The sequence below is a fragment of the Sphaerisporangium perillae genome, from assembly GCF_023276435.1.
GTDB lineage: Bacteria > Actinomycetota > Actinomycetes > Streptosporangiales > Streptosporangiaceae > Sphaerisporangium > Sphaerisporangium perillae.
Map to the genome: position 1 here is coordinate 42,547 of NZ_JALLPO010000036.1, position 20,904 is coordinate 63,450.

Annotated in this window: 23 protein-coding genes; 11 read left to right on the top strand and 12 right to left on the bottom strand. The window is 70.7% G+C overall.

Annotated elements, in window-relative coordinates; translation table 11 throughout:
- Window positions 1-175 precede the first annotated feature (175 nt).
- A complete protein-coding gene (locus MYF83_RS30585; protein ID WP_248964214.1) occupies window positions 176-400 on the bottom strand; it encodes a DUF3073 domain-containing protein in 225 nt (74 codons plus the stop codon).
- A 150-nt stretch (window positions 401-550) separates the two neighbouring features.
- Window positions 551-1,654: a Leu/Phe/Val dehydrogenase gene (locus MYF83_RS30590; protein ID WP_248964215.1), complete on the bottom strand. Its 1,104-nt coding sequence runs from the start codon at window positions 1,652-1,654 to the stop codon at window positions 551-553.
- Between the two features lie 213 nt (window positions 1,655-1,867).
- On the opposite strand from MYF83_RS30590, the gene MYF83_RS30595 reads away from it, so the two are divergent.
- On the top strand, window positions 1,868-2,746 hold the full coding sequence (locus MYF83_RS30595) for a DUF8083 family protein (protein ID WP_248964216.1): 879 nt from the start codon (window positions 1,868-1,870) through the stop codon (window positions 2,744-2,746).
- 320 nt (window positions 2,747-3,066) lie between these two features.
- Window positions 3,067-3,270, top strand: a complete 204-nt coding sequence (gene bldC, locus MYF83_RS30600) for a developmental transcriptional regulator BldC (RefSeq protein WP_013133571.1) — start codon at window positions 3,067-3,069, stop codon at window positions 3,268-3,270.
- A gap of 389 nt (window positions 3,271-3,659) precedes the next feature.
- Here bldC and MYF83_RS30605 read toward each other — a convergent pair whose 3' ends face one another.
- A complete protein-coding gene (locus tag MYF83_RS30605) occupies window positions 3,660-4,286 on the bottom strand; it encodes a TetR/AcrR family transcriptional regulator (protein WP_248964217.1) in 627 nt (208 codons plus the stop codon).
- 235 nt (window positions 4,287-4,521) lie between these two features.
- On the opposite strand from MYF83_RS30605, the gene MYF83_RS30610 reads away from it, so the two are divergent.
- The 4 genes from MYF83_RS30610 (at window position 4,522) to MYF83_RS30625 (ending at window position 8,648) form a co-directional block, all read left to right on the top strand.
- Window positions 4,522-5,610 (top strand): LacI family DNA-binding transcriptional regulator, encoded by a 1,089-nt coding sequence (locus MYF83_RS30610; RefSeq protein WP_248964218.1) that lies wholly within the window; start codon window positions 4,522-4,524, stop codon window positions 5,608-5,610.
- A 152-nt stretch (window positions 5,611-5,762) separates the two neighbouring features.
- Window positions 5,763-6,011 (top strand): hypothetical protein, encoded by a 249-nt coding sequence (locus MYF83_RS30615; protein ID WP_248964219.1) that lies wholly within the window; start codon window positions 5,763-5,765, stop codon window positions 6,009-6,011.
- Between the two features lie 203 nt (window positions 6,012-6,214).
- Complete coding sequence (locus MYF83_RS30620) at window positions 6,215-6,946, top strand: N-acetylmuramoyl-L-alanine amidase (RefSeq protein ID WP_248964220.1); 732 nt, start codon at window positions 6,215-6,217, stop codon at window positions 6,944-6,946.
- Between the two features lie 46 nt (window positions 6,947-6,992).
- Window positions 6,993-8,648: a beta-N-acetylhexosaminidase gene (locus tag MYF83_RS30625; protein ID WP_248964221.1), complete on the top strand. Its 1,656-nt coding sequence runs from the start codon at window positions 6,993-6,995 to the stop codon at window positions 8,646-8,648.
- A gap of 129 nt (window positions 8,649-8,777) precedes the next feature.
- On the opposite strand, the gene MYF83_RS30630 is transcribed toward MYF83_RS30625, so the two are convergent.
- From MYF83_RS30630 to MYF83_RS30640, 3 genes are all read right to left on the bottom strand, one after another.
- A complete protein-coding gene (locus tag MYF83_RS30630; protein ID WP_248964222.1) occupies window positions 8,778-9,863 on the bottom strand; it encodes a quinone-dependent dihydroorotate dehydrogenase in 1,086 nt (361 codons plus the stop codon).
- 21 nt (window positions 9,864-9,884) lie between these two features.
- Window positions 9,885-10,589, bottom strand: a complete 705-nt coding sequence (locus MYF83_RS30635; RefSeq protein WP_248964223.1) for a GAF and ANTAR domain-containing protein — start codon at window positions 10,587-10,589, stop codon at window positions 9,885-9,887.
- Between the two features lie 717 nt (window positions 10,590-11,306).
- Window positions 11,307-11,726 (bottom strand): FAD-dependent oxidoreductase, encoded by a 420-nt coding sequence (locus MYF83_RS30640; RefSeq protein WP_248964224.1) that lies wholly within the window; start codon window positions 11,724-11,726, stop codon window positions 11,307-11,309.
- 153 nt (window positions 11,727-11,879) lie between these two features.
- On the opposite strand from MYF83_RS30640, the gene MYF83_RS30645 reads away from it, so the two are divergent.
- Window positions 11,880-12,374: a hypothetical protein gene (locus MYF83_RS30645; RefSeq protein ID WP_248964225.1), complete on the top strand. Its 495-nt coding sequence runs from the start codon at window positions 11,880-11,882 to the stop codon at window positions 12,372-12,374.
- Between the two features lie 24 nt (window positions 12,375-12,398).
- Here MYF83_RS30645 and MYF83_RS30650 read toward each other — a convergent pair whose 3' ends face one another.
- From MYF83_RS30650 to MYF83_RS30660, 3 genes are all read right to left on the bottom strand, one after another.
- Window positions 12,399-13,340 (bottom strand): LLM class flavin-dependent oxidoreductase, encoded by a 942-nt coding sequence (locus tag MYF83_RS30650; RefSeq protein WP_248964226.1) that lies wholly within the window; start codon window positions 13,338-13,340, stop codon window positions 12,399-12,401.
- Between the two features lie 3 nt (window positions 13,341-13,343).
- Complete coding sequence (locus MYF83_RS30655) at window positions 13,344-13,490, bottom strand: hypothetical protein (protein WP_248964227.1); 147 nt, start codon at window positions 13,488-13,490, stop codon at window positions 13,344-13,346.
- Between the two features lie 281 nt (window positions 13,491-13,771).
- Window positions 13,772-14,413 (bottom strand): TetR/AcrR family transcriptional regulator, encoded by a 642-nt coding sequence (locus tag MYF83_RS30660; protein WP_248964228.1) that lies wholly within the window; start codon window positions 14,411-14,413, stop codon window positions 13,772-13,774.
- A gap of 56 nt (window positions 14,414-14,469) precedes the next feature.
- Between MYF83_RS30660 and MYF83_RS30665 the strand changes: the two genes are divergently transcribed.
- Window positions 14,470-14,763: a hypothetical protein gene (locus MYF83_RS30665; RefSeq protein ID WP_248964229.1), complete on the top strand. Its 294-nt coding sequence runs from the start codon at window positions 14,470-14,472 to the stop codon at window positions 14,761-14,763.
- Window positions 14,763-15,656, top strand: coding sequence for a class I SAM-dependent methyltransferase (locus MYF83_RS30670; protein ID WP_248964230.1), 894 nt, complete (start codon window positions 14,763-14,765; stop codon window positions 15,654-15,656). The genes MYF83_RS30665 and MYF83_RS30670 overlap by 1 nt, the downstream gene beginning before the upstream one ends.
- Here the strand turns inward: MYF83_RS30670 and MYF83_RS30675 are convergent.
- From MYF83_RS30675 to MYF83_RS30685, 3 genes are all read right to left on the bottom strand, one after another.
- Window positions 15,625-16,050 carry an ester cyclase gene (locus tag MYF83_RS30675; protein ID WP_248964231.1) on the bottom strand — a complete coding sequence of 142 codons (426 nt, stop codon included), beginning with the start codon at window positions 16,048-16,050 and terminating at the stop codon, window positions 15,625-15,627. The two genes, MYF83_RS30670 and MYF83_RS30675, sit on opposite strands and share 32 nt — an antisense overlap.
- An 89-nt stretch (window positions 16,051-16,139) precedes the next feature.
- Window positions 16,140-17,591, bottom strand: a complete 1,452-nt coding sequence (locus MYF83_RS30680; RefSeq protein WP_248964232.1) for a sensor histidine kinase — start codon at window positions 17,589-17,591, stop codon at window positions 16,140-16,142.
- Window positions 17,592-17,746: 155 nt separating this feature from the next.
- Entirely contained in the window at window positions 17,747-19,195 is a 1,449-nt protein-coding gene (locus MYF83_RS30685; RefSeq protein WP_248964233.1) for an SGNH/GDSL hydrolase family protein, read from the bottom strand.
- 224 nt (window positions 19,196-19,419) lie between these two features.
- Here MYF83_RS30685 and MYF83_RS30690 point away from each other — a divergent pair, with 224 nt between their 5' ends.
- Both MYF83_RS30690 and MYF83_RS30695 read left to right on the top strand, forming a co-directional pair.
- A complete protein-coding gene (locus MYF83_RS30690) occupies window positions 19,420-19,656 on the top strand; it encodes a hypothetical protein (RefSeq protein WP_248964234.1) in 237 nt (78 codons plus the stop codon).
- Window positions 19,653-20,903: a sensor histidine kinase gene (locus MYF83_RS30695; RefSeq protein ID WP_248964235.1), complete on the top strand. Its 1,251-nt coding sequence runs from the start codon at window positions 19,653-19,655 to the stop codon at window positions 20,901-20,903. The genes MYF83_RS30690 and MYF83_RS30695 overlap by 4 nt, the downstream gene beginning before the upstream one ends.
- Window position 20,904 lies beyond the last annotated feature (1 nt).

Sequence of the window (20,904 nt, forward strand, 5' to 3'; positions counted from 1 at the left end):
GGCCGGGGCGCCGGCATGGTCAGGCGGGCGCCGGAGGCGGGGGCTTCTACCCTGAAACACGACGAAGAGCTCCTTGCCACCCTGAGGGGCAAGGAGCTCTTTCGGTGTGCGCGAAGGAGGCACTCGGCGAGCCGCTGCCCACCGGGTGCCCTACCAGCGTCAACCCGAAAATCGCCTAGCGGCGTCGGGACCTGTCGTCCTCGTCATCGTCGCCTACGTCGGCGGCGTAATCGGCGTACCGATCGGCCAGCTCATCGTCGATGACGTCATCATCGTGTTGGTTGGAGTCGTGATTGACTCCGAGCTCCTCGCGAAGACGGTCAAGATCGGTGCCGCCGCTGTTGTACTTGAGCTGGCGTGCAACCTTCACCTGCTTGGCCTTGGCTCGGCCGCGCCCCATCGGCTCGACCCCCTCATGCGGGGTCGTGCCCGACCCCTCGTCGCTAACGCTCCACGCGCTGCTGCCGCCTGACTTCCGGCCTCAGCTCTCGTTCGACTACAACCGTACCTGTTTTGTGCGCCGCTCGGTACGCCGTATGGACGTCCGCCGTCAGCGGCCCAGCCAAATACCCCTAAGCCGCCCGACTTCCGACATTCTGCGCTCCGCCAGCCTATCGGCCGCTGCCGCCGGCGGTACCCCTTCCTCATCAGCGATCGAAAAGATCTTCAATGTCGTGTCGAAGATCTGCGTCGCCTTTACTCTGGCGCGGTCCATGTTGAACCCCTCGATCTCGTCCGCGACCTGGATCACGCCGCCGGAGTTCACGACGTAATCCGGAGCGTAAAGGATTCCCCGCTCCGCGAGCTGCTTCTCCACGCCGGGATGCGCGAGCTGGTTGTTGGCGCCGCCACAGACGATCTTGGCCCGCAGCCCCGCCACCGCGTCGTCGTCCAGCCCGCCGCCGAGCGCGCACGGGGAGTACACGTCGATGTCCGCGAGCTTCATCGCCGCGGCGTCCGCCACGACCTCGACCTGCGGGTGGATCTTGCGGACCCGTTCGACGGCGTGCTCGCCCACGTCGCAGATCACGACCTCGGCGCCGTCCTCCAGCAGGTGGTCGACCAGCCGGTAGCCGACCTTGCCGACCCCCTCGACGCCCACGCGCCTGCCGCGCAGGGTCGAGGCGCCGTAGACGTACTGGGCGGCGGCCCGCATGCCCTGGAACACGCCGTACGCCGTCAGGATCGAGGAGTCGCCCGCGCCGCCGTGGGCGACCGTGCGCCCGGTGACGAACGTGGACTCCTTGGCGACGATGTCCATGTCCTCGCTGTAGGTGCCCACGTCGCACGCGGTGAAGTAGCGCCCCCCGAGCGACTGGACGAAGCGCCCGTAGGCGCGCAGCAGGGCCTCGCTCTTGTCCCTGGCCGGATCGCCGATGATCACGGCCTTGGCGCCGCCGAGGTCGAGCCCCGCGAGAGCGTTCTTGTACGCCATCGCCCGTGAGAGGTTGAGCACGTCCGCGAGGGCGGCCTGCTCGCTCTCGTAGGGGTAGAAGCGCGTGCCCCCGAGGCCGGGGCCGAGGGCGGTGTTGTAGATGGCGATGATCGCGTGCAGACCACTGCGGTCGTCCGAGCAGAAGACGACCTGCTCGTGTCGTGCCTGTCCGATCGATGGGCTCGCGTCCTTGTGGGACAGCCCGAAGACGTCGGTCACTATGGTGACTCCCGGTCGTTCTCGTCCGCCGCCTCGTCGCGGCGGATCCCGCAACCACCCTATCCAGCGGCCCCCGCCACCACCATGATCGTCCGCATTGCGACACTTCAGCGTCGCGCCGCGCATGCCTCGGGGCCACGCCGCCCGCGCCACTCACTCCACTCCCGTCCTCTCGCTCGCGTCGGCTCACCGCGACGTGGCACCATTCGAGATGTGCTGCCCTACGCCGCCTATCTCCGTGTCTACGAGCCGTTGTCCGCGTTCACCGAGCGCGAGCGCGCCTACTGGACGGCGTACGCCGACTCCAAGGACCGGCCCCGCCGCGCGTTCGCTCTGGAAGCCGAGCACGCGGAGGCCGTCCGGCGGCTCCTCGGCGTCTCGGCGATGCCGGCGCCCGGCGGTGAGAGCACGAACGCCTACCTGCGCCGCATCGAGGAGACGCTGTACGTCTGCCCGTGGCAGAGCAGGCTCCGGTCCTGGCTGGCCTTCTCCCGCTTCCGGGGCGCCACGCCGATCAAGCTCGCCGACCGGTTCGTCCCGCGGGCCATCGCCGAGCAGACGGCCGACGACTTCGACCGCTACAAGCAGAGGGGCGGCTCCTCGTCCCTGAGGACGCACATCCGCACCAGCACCTGGCATATCCCGGCCCCGTGGTTCGTGCCGTTCGACTCGGCCGAGCGCTGGCTGGTCCTCGGCCGCCAGGAGGAGTCTGCCGCCGAGCCCACCGCCTCGACCACCACCGCGCCGGCGAGGAACCTGCTCTACGTCACCTCCATGGCGCAGGCCCGGCGCAGGGTCGCGCGGGCACTCGTCGTCATCCGCCGGCACATCGGCGAGGTCAGCACCCTGACCGAGGTCGAGGAGGTCGGGCGCTGGCTGGAGGAGTTCCACCCGCACTCTCTGGTGGAGCTCGACTACGGCGGCCTGGTCCACCTGATGGACGACGCGACGTTGCAGGCCGACCAGTCCGCCGCCGAGCTGGCGGCCGCCCTCACGGGGTTGGACACGGGTCAAGAAGAGCTGGCCTTCGCCATGTATCAGCGCGTGATCGTGCGCTGGAAGTCAATACAAGCCCTCGAATCGGCGAACTGAACCGCAAATCATGCACGTGACCTGCAAAAGTAGGTAACGGGAGTCACCAGCTCGCTTCTGCGAACTGAGTAGTTTGCCGTTTTCACTGCGATACCACGAAACGTGTCGCTAGAATCACCGAGCGTGACATCAACCCGTGGACAAGGCGTTGTACTTACAGGGCTCGCCAATCGCTCTACGTGGCTGTATGGTCACATCGGGTGATACCACATATGGTCCAGAAAAATCCGTACAAATGGATCATTGAGGGACATCCGTGACAAGCGCCAACACAAGTCGCAGGATCGCTGTCGCCGGTCCACGGAGGAGAGGCCGCACAAATGTCAGCTCGTACACCCGAGGCCGAGCCACTGCTCACCCCGGCGGAGGTCGCCACCATGTTCCGCGTCGACCCCAAGACCGTTACTCGGTGGGCGAAGGCGGGCAAGTTGACGTCCATCCGCACCCTTGGCGGTCACCGGCGGTACCGGGAGACCGAGGTCCGTGCGCTGCTCGCGGGCATCCCGCAGCAGCGGTCGGAGTGAGGCGGGACCGCCAAGGACCTAGGGGGAGAACCGGCGCGCTCGCGTCACGTATGTGAGCGCGTCCACACACCCATGATCGTGAAGCGGACCCGGGCTACCCGGGGGCCAGATGCCCCCACTGCGCGCCCGAGCGACCGTGACCGCGGCCATGGATCCGGTGTGAGAGGCGCCGCCCGCCCGGCGCCACCTCACCCGGCTATGCGGGTACGTCCCGGTGGGTAACGGAACTAGGGCCTCCACCGCACGGAAGCCCTACCACCGTTGTCCCGCACGAATGACCCGCGCGCCCCACGCGAAAGACGACCCCACCCCATGCCCCGAACGACCCCGCGCCGTATGACGACGGACGTCACCCCAAGAAGGCCACCTGCCCTCATGCCCGGCAGGACCTACTCGCCCGAGCCCTGCTCCGGGCGTCCCGACGGGAAGTCCGGGAGCAGCGCGCCGACCTCGCCATCGTGGCGGGTGGCCACCTCAAGGAGCGCCACCATCTGGTCGACGAGCAGGCGTTCGAGCGTCGGGCGCTCGATGTCGCGGTTCTCCAGCCAGTCGAGCCCCGCCGTCTCGACGGAGGCGATCCACGACCTGAGCGTCGTGCGCAACGCCGGAGTCGGCTCGCTCACGCCGAGCTGATTCGTGATCATCTTGAAGAGGCGCTTGCGGACCCCCTCGACGATCTCCCCCACCTCGCCCGCGCGGTTCGCCGGCCCTCCCCGGAGCAGCGCCGCGAAGCCCGCCGCGTGGTCCTCCACGAAGTCGAAGTACCGCGTCAGACCGGCCGCCAGCTCCTCGATGGCGGTGCCGCCCTGCACGGGCCGCAGCCGGTCCTCCAGCTCCAGCGCCGCGCTGCGCAACGCCGCGACGTACAGCTCCTGCTTGCCGCCGAAGTAGTGATAGACCAGTGCCCGTGAGGCCCCGGCCGCCGTGGCCACGTCGTCGATCGAGACATCTTCGGCATCGCGCTTGCTGAACAGCTCCAGCGCCGCCGCCATGAGCTCCTCGCGGCGGCGGTCCACGCTCAGTCTTCTGCGAACCGGACGTCCGTCGCCAGGGTCAGCGCTCTCCCGCTCACCTGGGGCTCTTGATCTCGCACCCACAATGCGCACACTATCGGAGGGGGTGCCAATAAGCGCGGCCCCGATGACCATCTGCCGAGGCGCACGACAAACCCGTACCCTCTTCGCGACTCGATCGTTTGGTCTGACAGGTGCACATCCACTCAGCGTGGGGAGAACCATGTCAGGACCGTCCATGCAGACGACCGATCGGTACCGTGCCGATCTCGGCGCGACCGAGCCAGGCCTCGGCGACGCCCAAGGGCCGCGCCCTCGGCCGACGATTCGGAACGTTGCAGAACGCGCGGGCGTCTCCAAGTCGTTGGTCTCCCTGGTGCTGAGGGGCTCCCCCCACGTCAGCGAGCACCGGCGCGAAGCGGTGCTCCAGGCCGCCAGGGAGCTGGGCTACCGCCCCAACGCGGTGGCGCGCAGCCTCGTCGAGGGGCGCACCCACCTGGTCGGCGCGCTCGTCGCCGACCTGCACAACCCGTTCTTCGCGGAGTTCCTCGACGGCCTGCAGGAGAGCCTGCACGGTGACGGCCTCCGGTTGCTGATCGGCAGCGGCCGCTGGGACCCGGCGTTCGAGGAGGAGGCCGTCGAGGCGTTCCTCGAGCTGCGCGTCGACGGGCTCGTGCTGCTCGGCGTCGCCCCGTCCAGCGAGACCCTGGCCGAGGCGGCGGCCTACACCCCGACGGTCGTCGTCGGTGAACGGGACGTCGAGCTGGACAGCGTGGACATCGTCGTGGACGACGACCAATTGGGCGCGCGCCTCGCGGTCGACCACCTCGCCGAGCTCGGCCACCGGCGCATCGCGCACATCGAAGGCACCCCCTCCTCCTCTGCCCGGTTCCGCTGCGAGGGCTACCTCGTCGCGATGCGCAGGCACGGGCTCGCGCCGCACATCATGGTCGAGCACGGCGACTTCACCGAGGAGGGCGGACGGCGGGCGGCCCGGGCCCTGCTCGAGCGCACACCCCGCCCCACCGCGATCTTCGCGGCCAACGACATCGTCGCCCTGGGCGTGCTGGTCGCGGCGAGCGAGCTGGGGCTGCGCGTCCCGGAGGACCTCTCGGTCGTCGGGTACGACAACACCCACCTGGCCGCCGTGCACCACATCTCGCTGACCACGCTCGACCAGCCGAGACGGGCGATGGGCAGGTCGGCCGCGGCGCTGCTCAGCGACCGCATCACCGACCCGGGGAAGACCGCGAGGCTCCGGCAGGTAACACCGCGCCTGGTCGTGCGGCACAGCACCGGCCCGGCTCCAAGTGATCCCCAAGGGTGAGTCAACATCCACGGGATCGGCACCGTCCCCGTGTTGACTCGTAGCATGGCGCCGGTCCTCCGGCGTGCCGGACCGGTCCGACGAGGGCCGGACGCTCGCCTGTCATGGTGGCAGCGGGCGGAAGGCGGCCGGCGTCCGACCGGGGGGTAGACATGCGTGATCCGGAACTGGTCTCCTGCGCACAGCGCGCGGCGGCCGAACTCGAACGTGCGTGGGCGCACTGGCGGGCCGCCCGGGGCAAGGACGACGAGGGGTCGACGGAATCGGTCGCCAGCTACGTCGCCCACTCCATCGACCATCCGTGGGGCCGTCCGCGCGTCGTCCTGGGCCTGGACGCCGAGGACGCGAGGGAACTGGCCGCGCTGCTCCAGAAGCAGGATCTCGGCGAGCCTGCCTGGTAAGCCCGACGATCTCCCACGTAGAGGCCGGTCCATCATTCCGTTGCGCGTAAGTTGGTGGGCGACGGTCGTCTGCGGAGGGGATAATCGTGACAGGTCGAGCACTCGCCGTAACGCTCCTGGCTCTTTGCGGGCTGGGGGTCTCAGCGTGCGGTGGAGCGGCGGGTTCCACTGCTTCCGGCTCGGGCCCGGCCGCGGCCTCGGAGATGAAGGCCGTGTCGGCACGACCGGCGTCCGCCTCGGCCCGGGCCGCGACGGCGGGCACTCCGAGCCATGCCCGGCCCCTCGAGGGGAAGGTCATCGTGATCGACCCCGGTCACAACGGCGGCAACTACCGCCGCCCCGAGATCATCAACAAGAAGGTCGACGTCCGCACCGAGTGGAAGCCCTGCGACACGACGGGCACCGCCACCGACGACGGCTATTCCGAGGCCGCCTTCACCTGGGACGTCGCCAACCGCATGGTCAAGCTGCTGAAGGCGGAGGGCGCGACCGTCGAGCTCACCCGTGACAGCAACACCGGTGTCGGCCCGTGCATCACCGAGCGCGCCGACATCGGCAACAAGGCCCACGCGAACGCCGCCGTCTCCATCCACGCCGACGGCGCCGCGGCGTCGGCTCGCGGCTTCCACATCATCATGCCGAAGAAGATCGGCGGCCCGGTCGACCCCGTCGTGGCCCGGTCCAAGAAGCTGGGCCTCGCGCTGCGCGACGCGTACAAAGAGGGCACCGGCATGCCGTACTCCACCTATATCGGCAAGAACGCCCTGAACTTCCGCAGCGACCTCGGCGGGCTGAACCTCTCCACGGTGCCGAAGGTCTTCATCGAGACCGGCAACATGCGCAACCCGACCGACGCGGGCATGCTCAAGGACCCCCGCTTCCGGCAGCGCATCGCCACCTCCCTGGTCGAGGGCCTGCGGAACTACCTCGGCTGACGGCGGGTTCGCCTGCCCGGCGTCCGGGGTTTGGCATGATCTAGGCGTGACCGATCTGATCCCGCGTCCGCGCGTCCTGCGTACCGCTCCGGGCTCCTTCACGTTCATCCCGGGGGCCCCGATCTCGGGTCCCTCTGATCTGGTGGACGCGATACGGCTGACCCTTGCCGTGCTCGATCTAGGACAGGCGGGCGCCGGCGGCGCTCAGAACGTCCCTGAGGCGGCGATCACCGTCGAGAGGGACACAGAGCTCGCCGCAGAGGCCTACGCCGTCACAGTGACCCCTGAGGGCGTACGGATCGTCGCGGGGGACGCGGCGGGGGCGCTGTACGCGGGCCAGACGCTCCGCCAGCTGCTTCCCACGGAGGCGTTCCGCTCGGTGGCGGTGCCCGGCGTCCGGTGGACGGTGCCGTGCGGGCACGTCGAGGACGCGCCACGGTTCTCGTGGCGAGGAGCCCACCTCGACGTGTCCCGACATTTCATGCCGAAGCGTGAAGTGCTGCGCATGATCGACCTGCTGGCCGTCCACAAGCTCAACCGCCTCCACCTCCACCTGGTGGACGACCAGGGCTGGCGCGTCGAGAGCAAGGCCTACCCGCTGCTGCACGAGATCGGGTCGCACCGGGCGCGGACCACCACGACGCACTTCCACGGCGGGGAGCCGCGGTTCGACGACACTCCGCACGGCGGCTTCTACACGCTGGCCGACCTGGCCGAGATGGGCGCATACGCACGTGCCCGGGGCGTCACGATCGTCCCCGAGATCGACGTCCCCGGCCACGCCTCCGCCGTCCTCGCGGCGTACCCGCACCTCGGCGCCGACCCGGCGCGGTCCTGCGACGTGCTCGACCGCTGGGGGATCTCCCCCGCGATCATGTCCCCGCTGCCCGGCACCGTCGACTTCCTCGCGACTGTCTTCGCCGAGATCGTCGAGGCCCTCGGCCCGGTGCCCTACTTCCACATCGGCGGCGACGAGTGCGTGCTGGACGACTGGGCGTCCTCCGCCGAGATCACGGCATACCGCGAGTCGCTCGGGCTGGCCTCCCCCGCCGACCTGCACGCCTGGTTCCTGCGCCGGCTCGCCGACGTGCTCGCCGGGCTCGGCTGCCGCGCGGTGGTCTGGGACGAGGCCTTCGTGAGCGGCATGCTCCGCGACGACACGATCGTCATGCCCTGGCGCGGCATGGGGGTCGGGCGGCGGGCCGCGGCGGCCGGACACGACATCGTGGCGACCCCCGTGTTCCCGCTGTACTTCGACTACGCCGAGGCCGCGTCGCCCGAGGAGCCCGTGGCCATCGGCGACACGATCACCGTGGAGGACGTCGCGGCCTTCGACCTGGTGCCGGTGTCATGGACGCCGGAGGAGGCCGGCCGGGTGCTGGGCGCGCAGTTCCAGCTGTGGACCGAGCGCATACCCGACGGCCGGACGCTCGACTACCGCGCGTGGCCTCGCGGGTGCGCCCTCGCCCAGCTGGCGTGGTCGGGAGACGCGGGCGGGTTCACCGGCGCGCTCCCCGCGCACCTGCTCCGGCTGGACGCCTACGGCGTGGAGTACCGGCCGCCGGCGGGTCCCCGGCCCTGGCAGCGGGGAGGGACCGGCGCAAGGCGGCACCAGCCGGGGGCGGTCCCGGTGAGCGAGGTCATGCGCCACCTGGAGGAGCTCACCCACGAAGCCGACTCCACCCGCCCCAGCCTGGGCTGACCGTCCCGGGCCCACCGGCGGATCGGGCCGCTCACCCGCCACGGCCCGGGCCTGCACTTCCGTGCCGGCCCGGCCGGCCGCGTTCAGACCGCCTGCGTTCAGGGCCGCCTGCATTCGGACTGCCCGCGTTCAGGCCGCCTGCTCGCGGCCCACGCGGCCCACCACCTCGCGGATCGAGGAGTACCCGTGGCGGCGGAGCCGGCGGGAGAGCCCCCGGTTGATCCGCCAGGCCCACAGCGGGCCCTCGTAGATCATCGCCGTGTAGCCCTGGACCAGGGTCGCGCCGGCCAGCAGGCGTTCCCACACGTCGTCCACGTCCTCCACGCCTCCGACCGACACCAAGGCCAGCCGGTCGCCCACCCGGCCGTACAGCCTCCTCAGCACCTCCAGCGAGCGGCCCTTCAACGGCCGTCCGGACAGCCCGCCCGCCTCCGCCGCCCCGGCGGCCCCGGCCTTGGACAGGCCTTCCCTGCTGATCGTGGTGTTGGTGGCGATGATGCCCGCCAGCCCCAGCTCGAGCGCGAGGTCGGCGACGGCGTCGATGTCCTGGTCGGCCAGATCGGGGGCGATCTTGACCAGTAGCGGCGTGCGCCCGGCGGCGCGCCGCACCTCGGAGAGCAACGGCCGGAGCAGCTCGACGGCCTGCAGGTCGCGCAGGCCGGGAGTGTTGGGCGAGCTGACGTTCACGACGAGGTAGTCCGCGAGCGGAGCGAGCCTCCTGGCACTGGCGACGTAGTCGCGCACCGCCAGCTCCGCGGGGATGACCTTGGTCTTGCCGATGTTGACCCCGACCACGACCGGAAGGCTCCGCGGCCGGCTCAGGCGGCGCGCGGCCTGCTGAGCGCCGCGGTTGTTGAACCCCATGCGGTTGACGACGGCCCGGTCGGAGAGGAGCCGGAACAGCCTCGGCCGGGGGTTGCCCGGTTGGGCGTGGGCGGTGATGGTGCCCACCTCGACGTGGCCGAACCCGAAGGCCGCGAGCCCCTCCACGCATCCGGCGTCCTTGTCGAAGCCGGCCGCGAGCCCGAAGGGGCTCGGGAAGTGCACCCCGAACGCCTGGATCCTCAGCGCCTCATCGTGTGGCGCCAGCCTTGTGTACAGCCGGCGCTTCACGATGGGAGCGATCGAGAGGACCCGGAGCGCGCGGAGGGTCAGGTGGTGCATTGTCTCGGCGTCGAACCGCCGGAGCACCTGCGCGAAGAGCAGTCGATACATCACCGCCCAGGGTAGCCGGGATCAGGCCGGGGGCGCCTGCTCGCCCAGGATCTCGGCGGCCAGGTCCGCCACGCGGCGGCGGCTGTCGCGCGCCCGCTTGCGCAGGCCCGTGAACGCCTCAGCGGCCGTCAGGTCGTGTTTGCCCATGAGGTACCCGATGGCCCGCTCGATCACGATGCGGTAGTCCAGCGCGTATTGCAGCTGGTCGGCCAGCGCGCTCTTCTCCTCCGCCTTCACCGCCGCCGCGAGCACTTCCTCGATGACGTGCGCGTAGGCGAGAAGGGCCTGGGTGTCGGACTCCTCCCAGTCGTGCGGCTCGGCCTGGTAGACGTTGAGGGTGCCCACCGGCCCGTCCCCGAGCCGTACGGGCACGCCCGCCACCGCTCGCACGCTGGGATCCAGCAGCTCGGCCAGGTCGGGCCATCGCTCGTCGTTCTGGACGTCACGCGTGGTCACCGCGGCGTTGCTGAAGAACGCCGACACGCACGGCCCGTGGCCCAGAGCGGCCTGCGCGTGCTCCAGGCTCCGCCCGGCCTCGTCGGTCGTCACCAGGTAGCGCAGCGCCTTGCCCTCGTCGGCGAACATCAGGCCGGCTCCGGCGTAGCCGAACAGCCGGTCCACGACGCGCACGACGCGTTCCAATTGATGCACGACGCCGGTGGTCTCCGAGGCCTGCTGTACGCCTCTGAGGCTTGCGACCAGTGCCTCCGCATCTATACGTGTCATTTCCCATCCTCTTGTTAACCTCACCCCTACGCCGGCGCGGTCATGGAGAGGCATGCGGTTTCGCATTACTTCTGCCCGAAATCGGGCACAACAGTCCCGCTTTCGGTACGCCGGAGAGCGACAGCCTGAACAACCCGGACGGCGTGGTGGTCCAGGAAACGGAATCAGGCACGCCGACCACGCCGTCTGCCGGACGGAAGGGATCGACGAGCGCGGCCGACGGCATGCGATTCCTCAGCGCGCTTGACATGGTCAACGCCGGTGCCAATAGCGGTGCCACCTCCATATGAGGAAGCTCCGCGGACACAGGGCGGAATGATCTGCGGCAAAGCGTAGTGCGACGCGGTGATTCCGGCCAAGTGGTTCGCACACCTGGTGGAAAGAATCACCCCGGCGAGCGGGGTTCGTCCCCCCTCGTACGGCTTTCGCGGCCTCGCCGCGCGGTTGAGGCGCGGGCACGCGCAGGGCCTCGCCGAATGGCGATCGGTTCCGGCGACTGCTCGATGAAATTGAACGCGCGGCCCCGTGGCGGCCTCCGGGCGCCAGCACCTCGTCCGAGGTGCGCCGGTGTGGAAACAGGCGCGGGGCTTCCTGTCAGCCTATGCGTGACCAGGCACTACGCCCGACCGCGCGCCGCGGAGGAGGTGGGCGGCTCTCGGGTCTTCAGAAGGAAGACGGCGGTACTCCACGAACGCGTGGTCGCCGTCGGCGAGCCGTTCACCGGTAGACCAGGCCGGACAGCCGCCAGGCGAACCCGCGGCGGAAGGCGGGGATGCGTGCCAGCGACCGCAGGACGAGGTTCCTCAGCGGCCTGACCCGCCGATCGGCCGTGGCGAGCCGGGTGAGGCGGTCGGCGAGGGCCACGACTTTCTGGGCCACGGGCCTGCGGTCGGCGCCGTAGGCGTCGAGCAGTTCGGGCGATCCGCCGGCGAGCACGGCGTCGAGCGCCTGGGCGAGGGCCACGGCGTCGGTGATGCCGGTCACGCCCTCGCCGTCCTGTTCGATGGACGTCGCGGTGTACGGGCGGAGCACCCGGCCGCCGAGCTCGGTGAGGCGCTCGAGTAGCACGGCCTCGGTGACCTCCTGGGAGATCATCAGCGTGTACGGGTAGGCGGTGGGCAGCCCGCCGAAGGGCACGGGGACGAGGATCTTCCGGCACCCCTTGACCCGCGCCGGCCGGCCCTGCGCCCCGGCCGGCGACGGCTGACATCCGCTTGCAGTGAGCGTTCAAGGCGGTTGAAAGCGGGCCGTCACACACTGCCGTCATCACGAAAGAGAGGACCGCTTCCGATGACGATCACCCGCACCCTGACCGGTCTGGCCATTGCCGCCGCCTTCGTCGCGATCGCCCCCGTCGCCGCCAACGCCGCCACCGGCACGTCGGACGCGGTCACCGCCGGCTCCGCCGCCACCACGTGGGGCTCCTACTACGCCCCCGGGAAGGCCGCCAAGGCGTTCGGCTCACTGAAGGCCACGGGCGAGGACCACGCGGACATCCCGACCGCCGACACCGTGAAGATCTCCGGCAAGGTCTACGACCTCACGCGCAAGTCGAGCTGCGGCTGGGCGGTCTTCCGCGTCACCTACCGCAACGCCTCCGGCGACCTGCCCTTCAAGCACCGCAGCGTCCTCGACTGCTCCTACGGCACACCGAAGAACTTCACCTTCAAGTATCACGACGTCTACCAGGTCGAACTGAAGGTCTGCTCGGAGCCGAAGGCCGCCAAGCCGTCGCTCAACTGCCTGTACGCGGGCACCTGGAAGACCCTCTACCTGTCCAAGTGACACCCGGCACAGGCCGGCCCGGCGCTACCGGATCGTCGTGGCCGGGCGGCCGATCCCGGCGATCAGCTCCAGCTGGCCCAGCTGCGCGTCCAGAGAGGGTGCGGCGATGCGGCAGACCACGTGCTCCGCGCCCGCCTCGGCGTAGCGGGCCAGCGTGGCGGCCACCTCCTCGGCGGGGCCCGCGACCAGCAACTGGATCGTCCGCACCGCCTCGGACGGCAGCCCGTACGTGGCCCGGCAGTAGGCGTCGAGCTCCCGCTCGCCGCGCTTCACATCGTCGGTGACCAGAACCGTGACGAACAGCGCCGGGGTGACCGCGCCGGCGGGGCGCGCCGCCGCCTTCGCGGCCTGCCGGACCGCCTGCAGTCCCACGTGGTAGTCGGCGACGTGCGGCGGGTAGGGCAGCCACCCGTCGTACAGCCGGCCGGTGCGCTCCAGCGCCGAACGGCTCGCGCCGCCCAGCCAGATCGGCGGCCCACCCGGGCGGTGGGACGGCGTCGACTCCGGCAGCCCGTCGAAGCGCAGCACCTTGCCGTGGAACGTCCTCTCCCCCGCCCACAGCGCCCGCCACAGGGCCACCGTGTCGTCCAGCCGCGCGAAACGCCGCTCCCAGGGCACCTCCGACACCGCGTACTCGACCTCCGACCGGCCCGGGAAGCCCGCGCCGACGGTGACGACCAGCCGCCCGGCCGACAGGTGGTCGACGGAGGCCAGCTCCTGCGCGGCCATGACCGGGCGGCGGAAGGCGGGCAGCAGCGCCGCGGTGCCGAGCGTGACACGCTCGGTCGCCGGGGCCAGGGCGGCGAGCATCGCGAGCGGCTCGACGCGCGCGCCCAGCAGGGTGTCGTTGGCCCAGACCGAGTCGTAGCCGAGCCGCTCGGCCCGGACGCCGAAGTCGACCAGCCGCCGGGCGTCGTCCCACTGGCTGTGATTGGTGGGGAGGAGGACTCCCAGCCGCATCCGCATGGGTCAGGCCCCGGGGAACATGTAGTCGGTGGTGATCCGCCCGTTCACGTCGAGTTCGACGAACTCCAGGCCGCCGCCCAGCGGCTCACCACCGCCGGCGGACAGGGCGACGTAGCGGGCGGTCAGGTCCTGCGCATCGATATCGATCACTGCATCTCCTCGGTTCTCGTGTGTCCTTTCGAAATCCTGCGAGAAAGGGAGCAGGCCGACAATTCCTCGGAGGGTATGGCCCCGGCTTCCCTAGAGCCAGCCGTACTCCTCCGCGATCAGCGCGGCCTCGGCCCGCGTGCCGGCGCCGGTCTTGCCGATGGCCGCGGACAGGTGGTTTGACTCCTCCCCGGAAGCTGCCGTTTGTCACGACCGACCCACGACAGACGTCATGGGGTTCACGGCCGCGGCCTCCGCTGAGAGGACCGCCGTGCGGAGTCCTGCTACGGGGTGTCGAGGATCGCGCCGGCCACGCTGTCGACGTACCACCGCTGGTATCTCTCCGGGGACCAGCCGCGTTGGCGTACGAGCCAGTCGTAGTTGCGGACGTCCATGGCCAGCCAGAGGACGTCGGCGACGCTGCCGGCGTCATGGCCGGGCCGCAGACGGCCGGTGGCGGCTAGCTCGGCGGCGAACATGGCCATGCCGCGCCGGCGTTCCTCGATGTTCTTGCGCCAGATGGCGGCGGCGTCCGGGTCGGCGGTCGCGGCGCCGGCCAGCGCGATCATCACATCGGCCTGCCGGGCGTGGGTCTCGGTGAGGTGCCGCGCGTAGCGTTCGAGCTTGGCCCGGGGGTCGGCGAGCGCGCGGATGTCGGCGACGAAGGGCCGGTCGGGCAGGCTCAGCGGCTCGTCGTCTCCGGCGACGGTGACGTCGACCAGCTCGGACAGCAGCTGACGCTTTCCGCCGAACACCGCGTACACGGTCTGGATCGCCACCCCGGCCTCGGCGGCGACGGCGGTCAGCGGCGTGGCGGCGTAGCCGGGATCGACGAACAGCCTGCCCGCCGCCTCCAGGATCGCCCGCCGGGTCTGGCGGGCCTGGTCCTGCCTGCGTGCCGATTGGTAGCGCCTCTTGACAGCCACGTTGTGAGTGTAGTCCTCTATTCGATAGAGGCTTGCTCTATCGAAGGAGTGGTTCCATGCCGTTCGGAGTGCTGCAAGAGATGCCCGGAGTCGGCGAGCAGGAGTACCGCCAGGTGGAGAAGCACCTCGGTCCCGGCCGTCCGCCCGGCCTGCTCGCCCACGTCGCCGGTCCGACCGAGGACGGCTGGCGGATCATCAACATCTGGGACAGCGAGGAGGCGTTCCGCCGGTTCCAGTCCGAGCGGCTGATCAGAGCGGCCGGTCTGGCCGCCCAGGAGGACGGCTTCGACCCCGGCAAGGCCGCCGGGTTCACCTCGGTCACCGTCGACGGCACCGAGATGCCCTTCTGATGGCCGACACCGCCACCCTCCGGGCCCGCAACTTCGCGTTCTGGACGCAGACCGCGCCCGGGTGGGTCCGGCACGCCGACCGGCAGGACGAGATCGGCCGGCCTTTGGGCGCCGCCGCCATGGACGGGCTGCGGCCACGGCCCGGCGAGCGGATCCTCGACGTCGGCTGCGGCTGCGGCGGCACCACGGCCGAACTGGCGGCGGCGGTCGGGGCGGGCGGTGAGGCCGTCGGCGTGGACCTGGCCGAGTCGATGGTGACCGCCGCCCGCGAGCGGTTCCCGCGCGAACGACACCCCCGGCTGCGCTTCGTCACCGCCGACATCGAGACGATCGACGCCGTGCCGGGCGCGCCGTTCGACGCGGCGTTCTCTCGCATGACGCTGATGCTGCTGGCCGACCCCGTCGCGGGTTGCACGACGATCCGGCGCTCGCTGCGTCCCGGCGGCCGGCTCGCGGCCACCGTCTTCCGGGACGGCGGAGCCAACCCATGGCTGGCCGCCGCCATGCTCGGCGCCGCACCGCACGTCCGGTCGCTTCCACCTCTGCCGATCGGTGACGAGCCGGGCCCGTTCGCCTTCGCCGACCCCGCGCGGGTGAAGCGCGTCCTGGCCGCCGCCGGCTTCGGCGCCATCGCGATCCAGCCCCACGAGGTCACCCTGGACGCCCCCGACGAACCCGGCACCGTGGCCGAATGGCTCATCGAGGTCGGCCCGGCCGGCGCGGCGTACCGGGCGACCGCGCCGTCAGGACAGGCCTCCGCGCGCTCTTCGGTGGCACGGTTGCTCGCGCGATACCGCACCCCCGGCGCCGGCTACCACCTCCCGGCAGGCCTCTGGCAGATCACCGCCGCCACGGACCCGGTCAGAGGTGGGCGACGACGCCGAGCTGGGTGAGCATCTCCAGTTGGTCGTAGTACACGCGCAGGCTGGCGATCAGCCCGTTCTCCATGGTGCGGACGTCGCAGCCGCGGACGGCGACCCGCCGGCCGCTCCCCTCGAGGACCTCTCCGGTGTGCAGCAGGAACGGGCCGGTGTGGGTGCTGGTGACCGTCCACTCGATCACCACGAGGTCCCCGCACGTGTCCTTGGTGTGGGGCGTGACGATGACGTCCGGGAACGCCGTGAAATACAGCGCGAAATAGGACGCGATCTGCTCGGGCCCCTCGGCGAGGCCGCCCGGACACACGTACGCGCCGCGCGGGGCGAAGAGATTCGCCGCCCTCGCGGAATCATGCGCGTTGAACGCGTCTATCAACCCGTCCCTGATCTCGTGATCAACGGACACCATCAGCCCTCCGAATCGGTAGTGCGCCGGCATGCTCCTCGCACGGCCGGTTCCAGCGGTCACCATCACGCCCCGGGACACTCGGGAGCCGGTCAGGGTCCGCCGAGCGGGCGCGCGGCCCCCCCGGCGACGTCGCGTACGCCGGGAGAAAGCTCGCCGGGGGGCGGACTCCCCCCGGTCGTCTCCGTCAGGGGCAGCCGAAGCACGAACCGGGCACCTCGCGGCGAGTCCTCGACCACCAGGGTTCCGTTGTGGCCGTGGGCGATGTCACGGGAGATGGCCAGGCCGAGCCCGCTTCCTCCGGGTTCACGGCGCCGCCCGTCGTCCAGGCGGACGAAGCGCTCGAAGACGCGTTCACGGTCCTGCGGCGCGATGCCGTCACCGTCGTCGGTCACCGTGACGACGGCCTGGCCGCCCGCACGCTCGGCGGTGACCTCGACTCTGGTGTCGGCGTGCCGCCGGGCGTTGGCCAGCAGGTTGCCGAAGACCCGGATCAGCTGGATCCGGTTGCCTCGGACGATCACACCAGGACCGGCGTGGACGTGGACCGGCACGCCGTCCGCCTGGGCTTTCACCTCCTCCGTGACGAGCGCGCCGAGGTCGATCGGCTCGTGCTCCGCCGGGCGGCCGGCGCGGAGCCGGGCCAGCACCAGCAGGTCGTCGACGATCGTCTCCAGCCGGTGGGTGGCCGACAACGCGTCCCGGATGACCGCGCGGGGGTCGACGTCGCGGGGATAGAGCACCGCCTCCTCCAGCCGGGTACGCAGACCGGTGAGCGGGGTCCTGAGCTCGTGGGAGGTGGTGGAGGCGAATCGGCGCTGCTGCTTCACCGCCTCCTCCAGCCGGGCCAGAGTCCTGTTGGCGGTGCGGGCGAGCAGCGCGTACTCGGTGCTACCGGACGGCTCGGGCACCCGCAGGCTCAGGTCGCTCACCGTGATCTCGGCCATGGTCGCCCGGATCGCGGCCACGGGGCGCAGCGCGCGGCGCCCCAGCCACCAGTTCCCCCAGGCGATGAAGGCGGTGGCCAGCAGGACCCCGCCGACGGTGAAGAGCTCGAGACGATCACCGCTCAGGATGGACGGCTGAACCATCCCGGCGTAGACGTAGTGGGGCTCACCCCGCCAGATCTCGCGCGTCTCGAGTGGCGGGACCCGGATGACGGTGAACATGACGCACCCCAGCGTGGAGCACGCGGTGCCGTCCTTGATCCGATCGTCGAGGGGCGGCTGCACCGTGCCCAAGGGGGGCCTGCCCGCCGCGGCCGCGCTGGCCGCCACCACGTGGCCGTGAGCGTCGACGAGCTGGAGGAGGTCGATGCGGGTCTTCGTGACCGCCTTCGGCATGTCGCCCGGCTGGAAGGTCCCGAGCCAGTTGGTGGCGACCCGCTGCGTCTCCTGGGAGACCTCGCCCTGGACCTTGTCGAGGACGAGGAAGTCGAGGCTGGCGCCGATCACGGTAAGAAAGAGCAAAGACAGCCCCGCGACACCCAGCGTCGTCCGCGCCAGAAGCGAGTGTGGAAGAAGCGACACCAGTTTGGATCTCAAACGGCTCTCTCCTTCAGGCAAAGGTCCAGGTCAGGTCACTTTTACGGTAACCTCCAACGAAGAGAGCGTTCAACGAACGGCCCATATCCGGACCAAAAGCAGGCCGGTATATTACTCGCACCAGAACAGCGCTTTCCGGTCGGTGGCGCGGAGGGCTACTCGAAGCCGAATCCCCACGGGAGCGGCTTCCGCTCGAACAACCCGGCCGGGACGGCGTCGGCGAGCGCCTTGTAACCCGCCGGGTTGAGGTGCAGGTGGTCGCCGACGTCGAGCGTCGCCAGGAGCTGCCGGGGGTTCGCCGGATCTCGTGCCGCCAGATCGAAATCGATCACGCCGTCGAACCGGCGGCTGGTGCGGATCCACTGGTTGACCGCCTGCCGAGCCGCTTCCCGGTATCCTCCCGCGTCGTCGTACGTGGCGTTCCCGCCGAACGGCGTCAGCGTCGCGCCGTACACGCGGATGCCCTGCGCGTGGGCCCGGAGGATGATCTGGTCGTAGGCGGCGATCAGGTCGGCCGACACCTGTGTCTGGGCGGCCTCCGTGGCGGCGGCCGTGCCGATGTCGTTGACGCCTTCGAAGACGATCTGCCATTCGACCCCGCTCTGCGCGAGCACGTCCCGATCGAGCCGCGCGAGGGCGTTGGGGCCGAGGCCGTCGTTCAGCACCCGATTGCCGCCGGCCGCCTGGTTGACGATCGCGATGTCGGCCGTGCCGCGGTGGGACTGCAACCGGTCGAGCAACTGGTCCGGCCAGCGGTTGTTCATGTTGGTGGTGGAGCCGCGCCCATCGGTCAGCGAGTCGCCCAGGACGGCGGCCGCCGCGGTGGTGTGCTTGGACCACACTTCCACGCCGCTGAGGAAGTACCAGTGATCGACGGGGGTCGCCCCGGGCAGATCCTCGGCCTCGGCATGGTCGCCGGCCAGCAGGTAGGAGGTGGTCCTCGAGCCGGGGTGGGAGGTGATGGCATTCGATTTCTGGCCTTCGGCCAGGTAGGTCGTCACAGTGATGTTGGACCGAGGGGCCAGGGTGAAGTTCAGCGGATCGGAGACCATCTGCGCCCCGACCGGGATGACCACGGAGGACCGGCCATGGAAGGTCACCGGCTGGGCGGTCCCCGCCTTGATCCCGCTGACGCCGGCCTGCCCGCCGAGCGGGAGTGCCACGGAGACCCTGGTGATGGGCAGTGCCGTGCCCCCGAACGCGTTGGAGAAGCGCAGCCGCGTCTGCCGCCCGCCGACCGAGATGTGCACGGTCTGCCGCAACGTGCTGTCCGCGAGGACGAGGTTCTCCTGCGTGAACGGCGCGGGCGGCATGTTGTTCGGCTCGGTGAGCTGCGGCATCGAGACCCAGGTGCCGACCCAGTGGCCGTTCATCTGCGGCGCGACCTTGGCGCCGGCCGGGCTGCCCTGGGCGCCCATGGCTCCGAGCGCCGGTGACGCCGCGACGACGGCGACCGCGATGGCTCCCGTGACGGCCAGCCTGACGATCGACGGCATTCTGTCCATGGGGTGCGCGAGCGCGGGCGGCGCCGGCCTGGGCCTCTTCGACGTGGGGGCACGGCCGTCGTGCAGTGCCGACAGGAGTGCGGAAAGGAAGCCTGGCATCGCTGTTCTCCGATCGGCTTCGCCCGTGACGGGCGCATCGGCTCCGAAATGTTTCGAACTATTTCCGAATCATTTCTGGGCAACGTACGTCGTCTGGATCAAGCGGTCAATGGACTTCGTGAACTCCGCCGGACCGGCCGCCGCCCGATAGCGCCGCTGCCACCTCGAACGCCTCGTTCACCCCTCGGGCGGCCGGCGACAGCCGATGAACGCTTCTTCGACCCGTGGCCGAACTGCCGGCGGTACGGCCGGGACCGATCGGCCCGCGCAACCTGTGGCCGCTGGACGGCTCGTACCAGGGCATCCTGTCCGGTGGACCAGAGCGATTCACGGTCCGGTCCGCGGTCCAGGCGATCCGCGACGGCCGGGCCGGCGATGCGGTGTCCCCCGTTAGTCTGGGCGTCATGGTCGGGATCTTCCTCCTCGCCGGCGGCGCCGCCCTCAGGGCATTCCGGTGGTGACCACCACCGACCCCGGCGTCTCGCGCTGGGATCGCGCCTGGCCCGCTCTGCCGTACCTGTTCATCCTGCTTCCGGCGGTCTTCGCCCTGCTGCGGGACTGGAGGCCGGAGACGCTGGCCCTGGCGTCGTTCGCCGGAGCCTGGCACTGGTTCATGGTCACGTCGCGCCCCGGCCGGATCGAGCGGCCGGCAGCGGTGATCGTCTACTTCGTCGTGACGCTCGCCGTCATCGGGGCACTGGTCAGGATCGATCCGCTGTTCACGGTGACCGGCCTCGGGGCGTTCATCCAGTCCTTCTCCCTGCTGCCCGGGCGGTGGGCGTACGGCGGGGTGGCCGCGACGGCCGGCGTGCTGGTCGCCGCTCGCCCTGACACCGGGCGGCCTTCGAGCGAGACGCTCTCCTCCTTCCTCATCGCGGTGCTGGTCGCCTCCACGGTCGGCCTGCTGATCCGGACCGTCTCCGCGCAGAACGATCAGCGCAAGGTGATGATCGCGCAATTACGGGAGACCGGCGCCAAGCTGACCGCGCTGGCGGAGGAGAACGCGAACCTGCAGGCCCGGCTGCTGACCCGCGCTCGCGAGGCCGGTGTGCTCGAGGAGCGGCAGCGGATGGCCAGGGAGATCCACGACACCATCGCGCAGAGCCTGACCGCCATCCTCACCCAGCTCGAAGCCGCCGACGGTGCGAACGACGACGTACCCGCCACTCGGGAGCGCCTGGACACGGTGCGCGCGTTGGCCAGAGAGAGCCTGAGCGAGACCCGCCGATCGCTCCAGGCGTTGCGCCCGGCGCCGCTGGAGGAGGCCCAGCTCGCCGCCGCCCTCCACGTCATCGCCGCGAAATGGTCGCAGACCACGGGCGTACCCGCCTCCGTGTCGGTCACCGGCGACGCTCGGCCGCTGCACGCGGAGGTGGAGACCACCTTGCTGCGGGTGGCGCAGGAGGCGCTGGCCAACGTCGGCAAGCACGCCTCGGCCACCCGGGCCGGCCTCACACTGTCGTACATGGAGGATGTCGTGGCCCTGGACGTACGTGACGACGGGGCCGGCTTCACCCGTGAGGCCGCGGGCTCCTCGGACGCGGGCGGCTTCGGGCTCATCGCGATGCGTCAGCGCGTCACCCGGCTGGCCGGGAACTTCGAGATCGAGACGGCCCCCGGCCAGGGAACGGGAATCTCCGCCACCGTCCCCGCCATCCCCGCCGACGCGGATCCGGGATCCGCCGGCCGCTCCAGAAACGCGATGTGAG

Bases quoted from the DNA above. Each gene is read 5' to 3' on its own strand.
- MYF83_RS30585 (WP_248964214.1), bottom strand. From the start codon at position 400: ATGGGGCGCGGCCGAGCCAAGGCCAAGCAGGTGAAGGTTGCACGCCAG.
- bldC (WP_013133571.1), top strand. From the start codon at position 3,067: ATGTCAGCTCGTACACCCGAGGCCGAGCCACTGCTCACCCCGGCGGAG.
- MYF83_RS30610 (WP_248964218.1), top strand. From the start codon at position 4,522: ATGCAGACGACCGATCGGTACCGTGCCGATCTCGGCGCGACCGAGCCA.
- MYF83_RS30615 (WP_248964219.1), top strand. From the start codon at position 5,763: ATGCGTGATCCGGAACTGGTCTCCTGCGCACAGCGCGCGGCGGCCGAA.
- MYF83_RS30620 (WP_248964220.1), top strand. From the start codon at position 6,215: ATGAAGGCCGTGTCGGCACGACCGGCGTCCGCCTCGGCCCGGGCCGCG.
- MYF83_RS30630 (WP_248964222.1), bottom strand. From the start codon at position 9,863: ATGTATCGACTGCTCTTCGCGCAGGTGCTCCGGCGGTTCGACGCCGAG.
- MYF83_RS30635 (WP_248964223.1), bottom strand. From the start codon at position 10,589: ATGACACGTATAGATGCGGAGGCACTGGTCGCAAGCCTCAGAGGCGTA.
- MYF83_RS30645 (WP_248964225.1), top strand. From the start codon at position 11,880: ATGACGATCACCCGCACCCTGACCGGTCTGGCCATTGCCGCCGCCTTC.
- MYF83_RS30650 (WP_248964226.1), bottom strand. From the start codon at position 13,340: ATGCGGATGCGGCTGGGAGTCCTCCTCCCCACCAATCACAGCCAGTGG.
- MYF83_RS30665 (WP_248964229.1), top strand. From the start codon at position 14,470: ATGCCGTTCGGAGTGCTGCAAGAGATGCCCGGAGTCGGCGAGCAGGAG.
- MYF83_RS30670 (WP_248964230.1), top strand. From the start codon at position 14,763: ATGGCCGACACCGCCACCCTCCGGGCCCGCAACTTCGCGTTCTGGACG.
- MYF83_RS30675 (WP_248964231.1), bottom strand. From the start codon at position 16,050: ATGGTGTCCGTTGATCACGAGATCAGGGACGGGTTGATAGACGCGTTC.
- MYF83_RS30685 (WP_248964233.1), bottom strand. From the start codon at position 19,195: ATGCCAGGCTTCCTTTCCGCACTCCTGTCGGCACTGCACGACGGCCGT.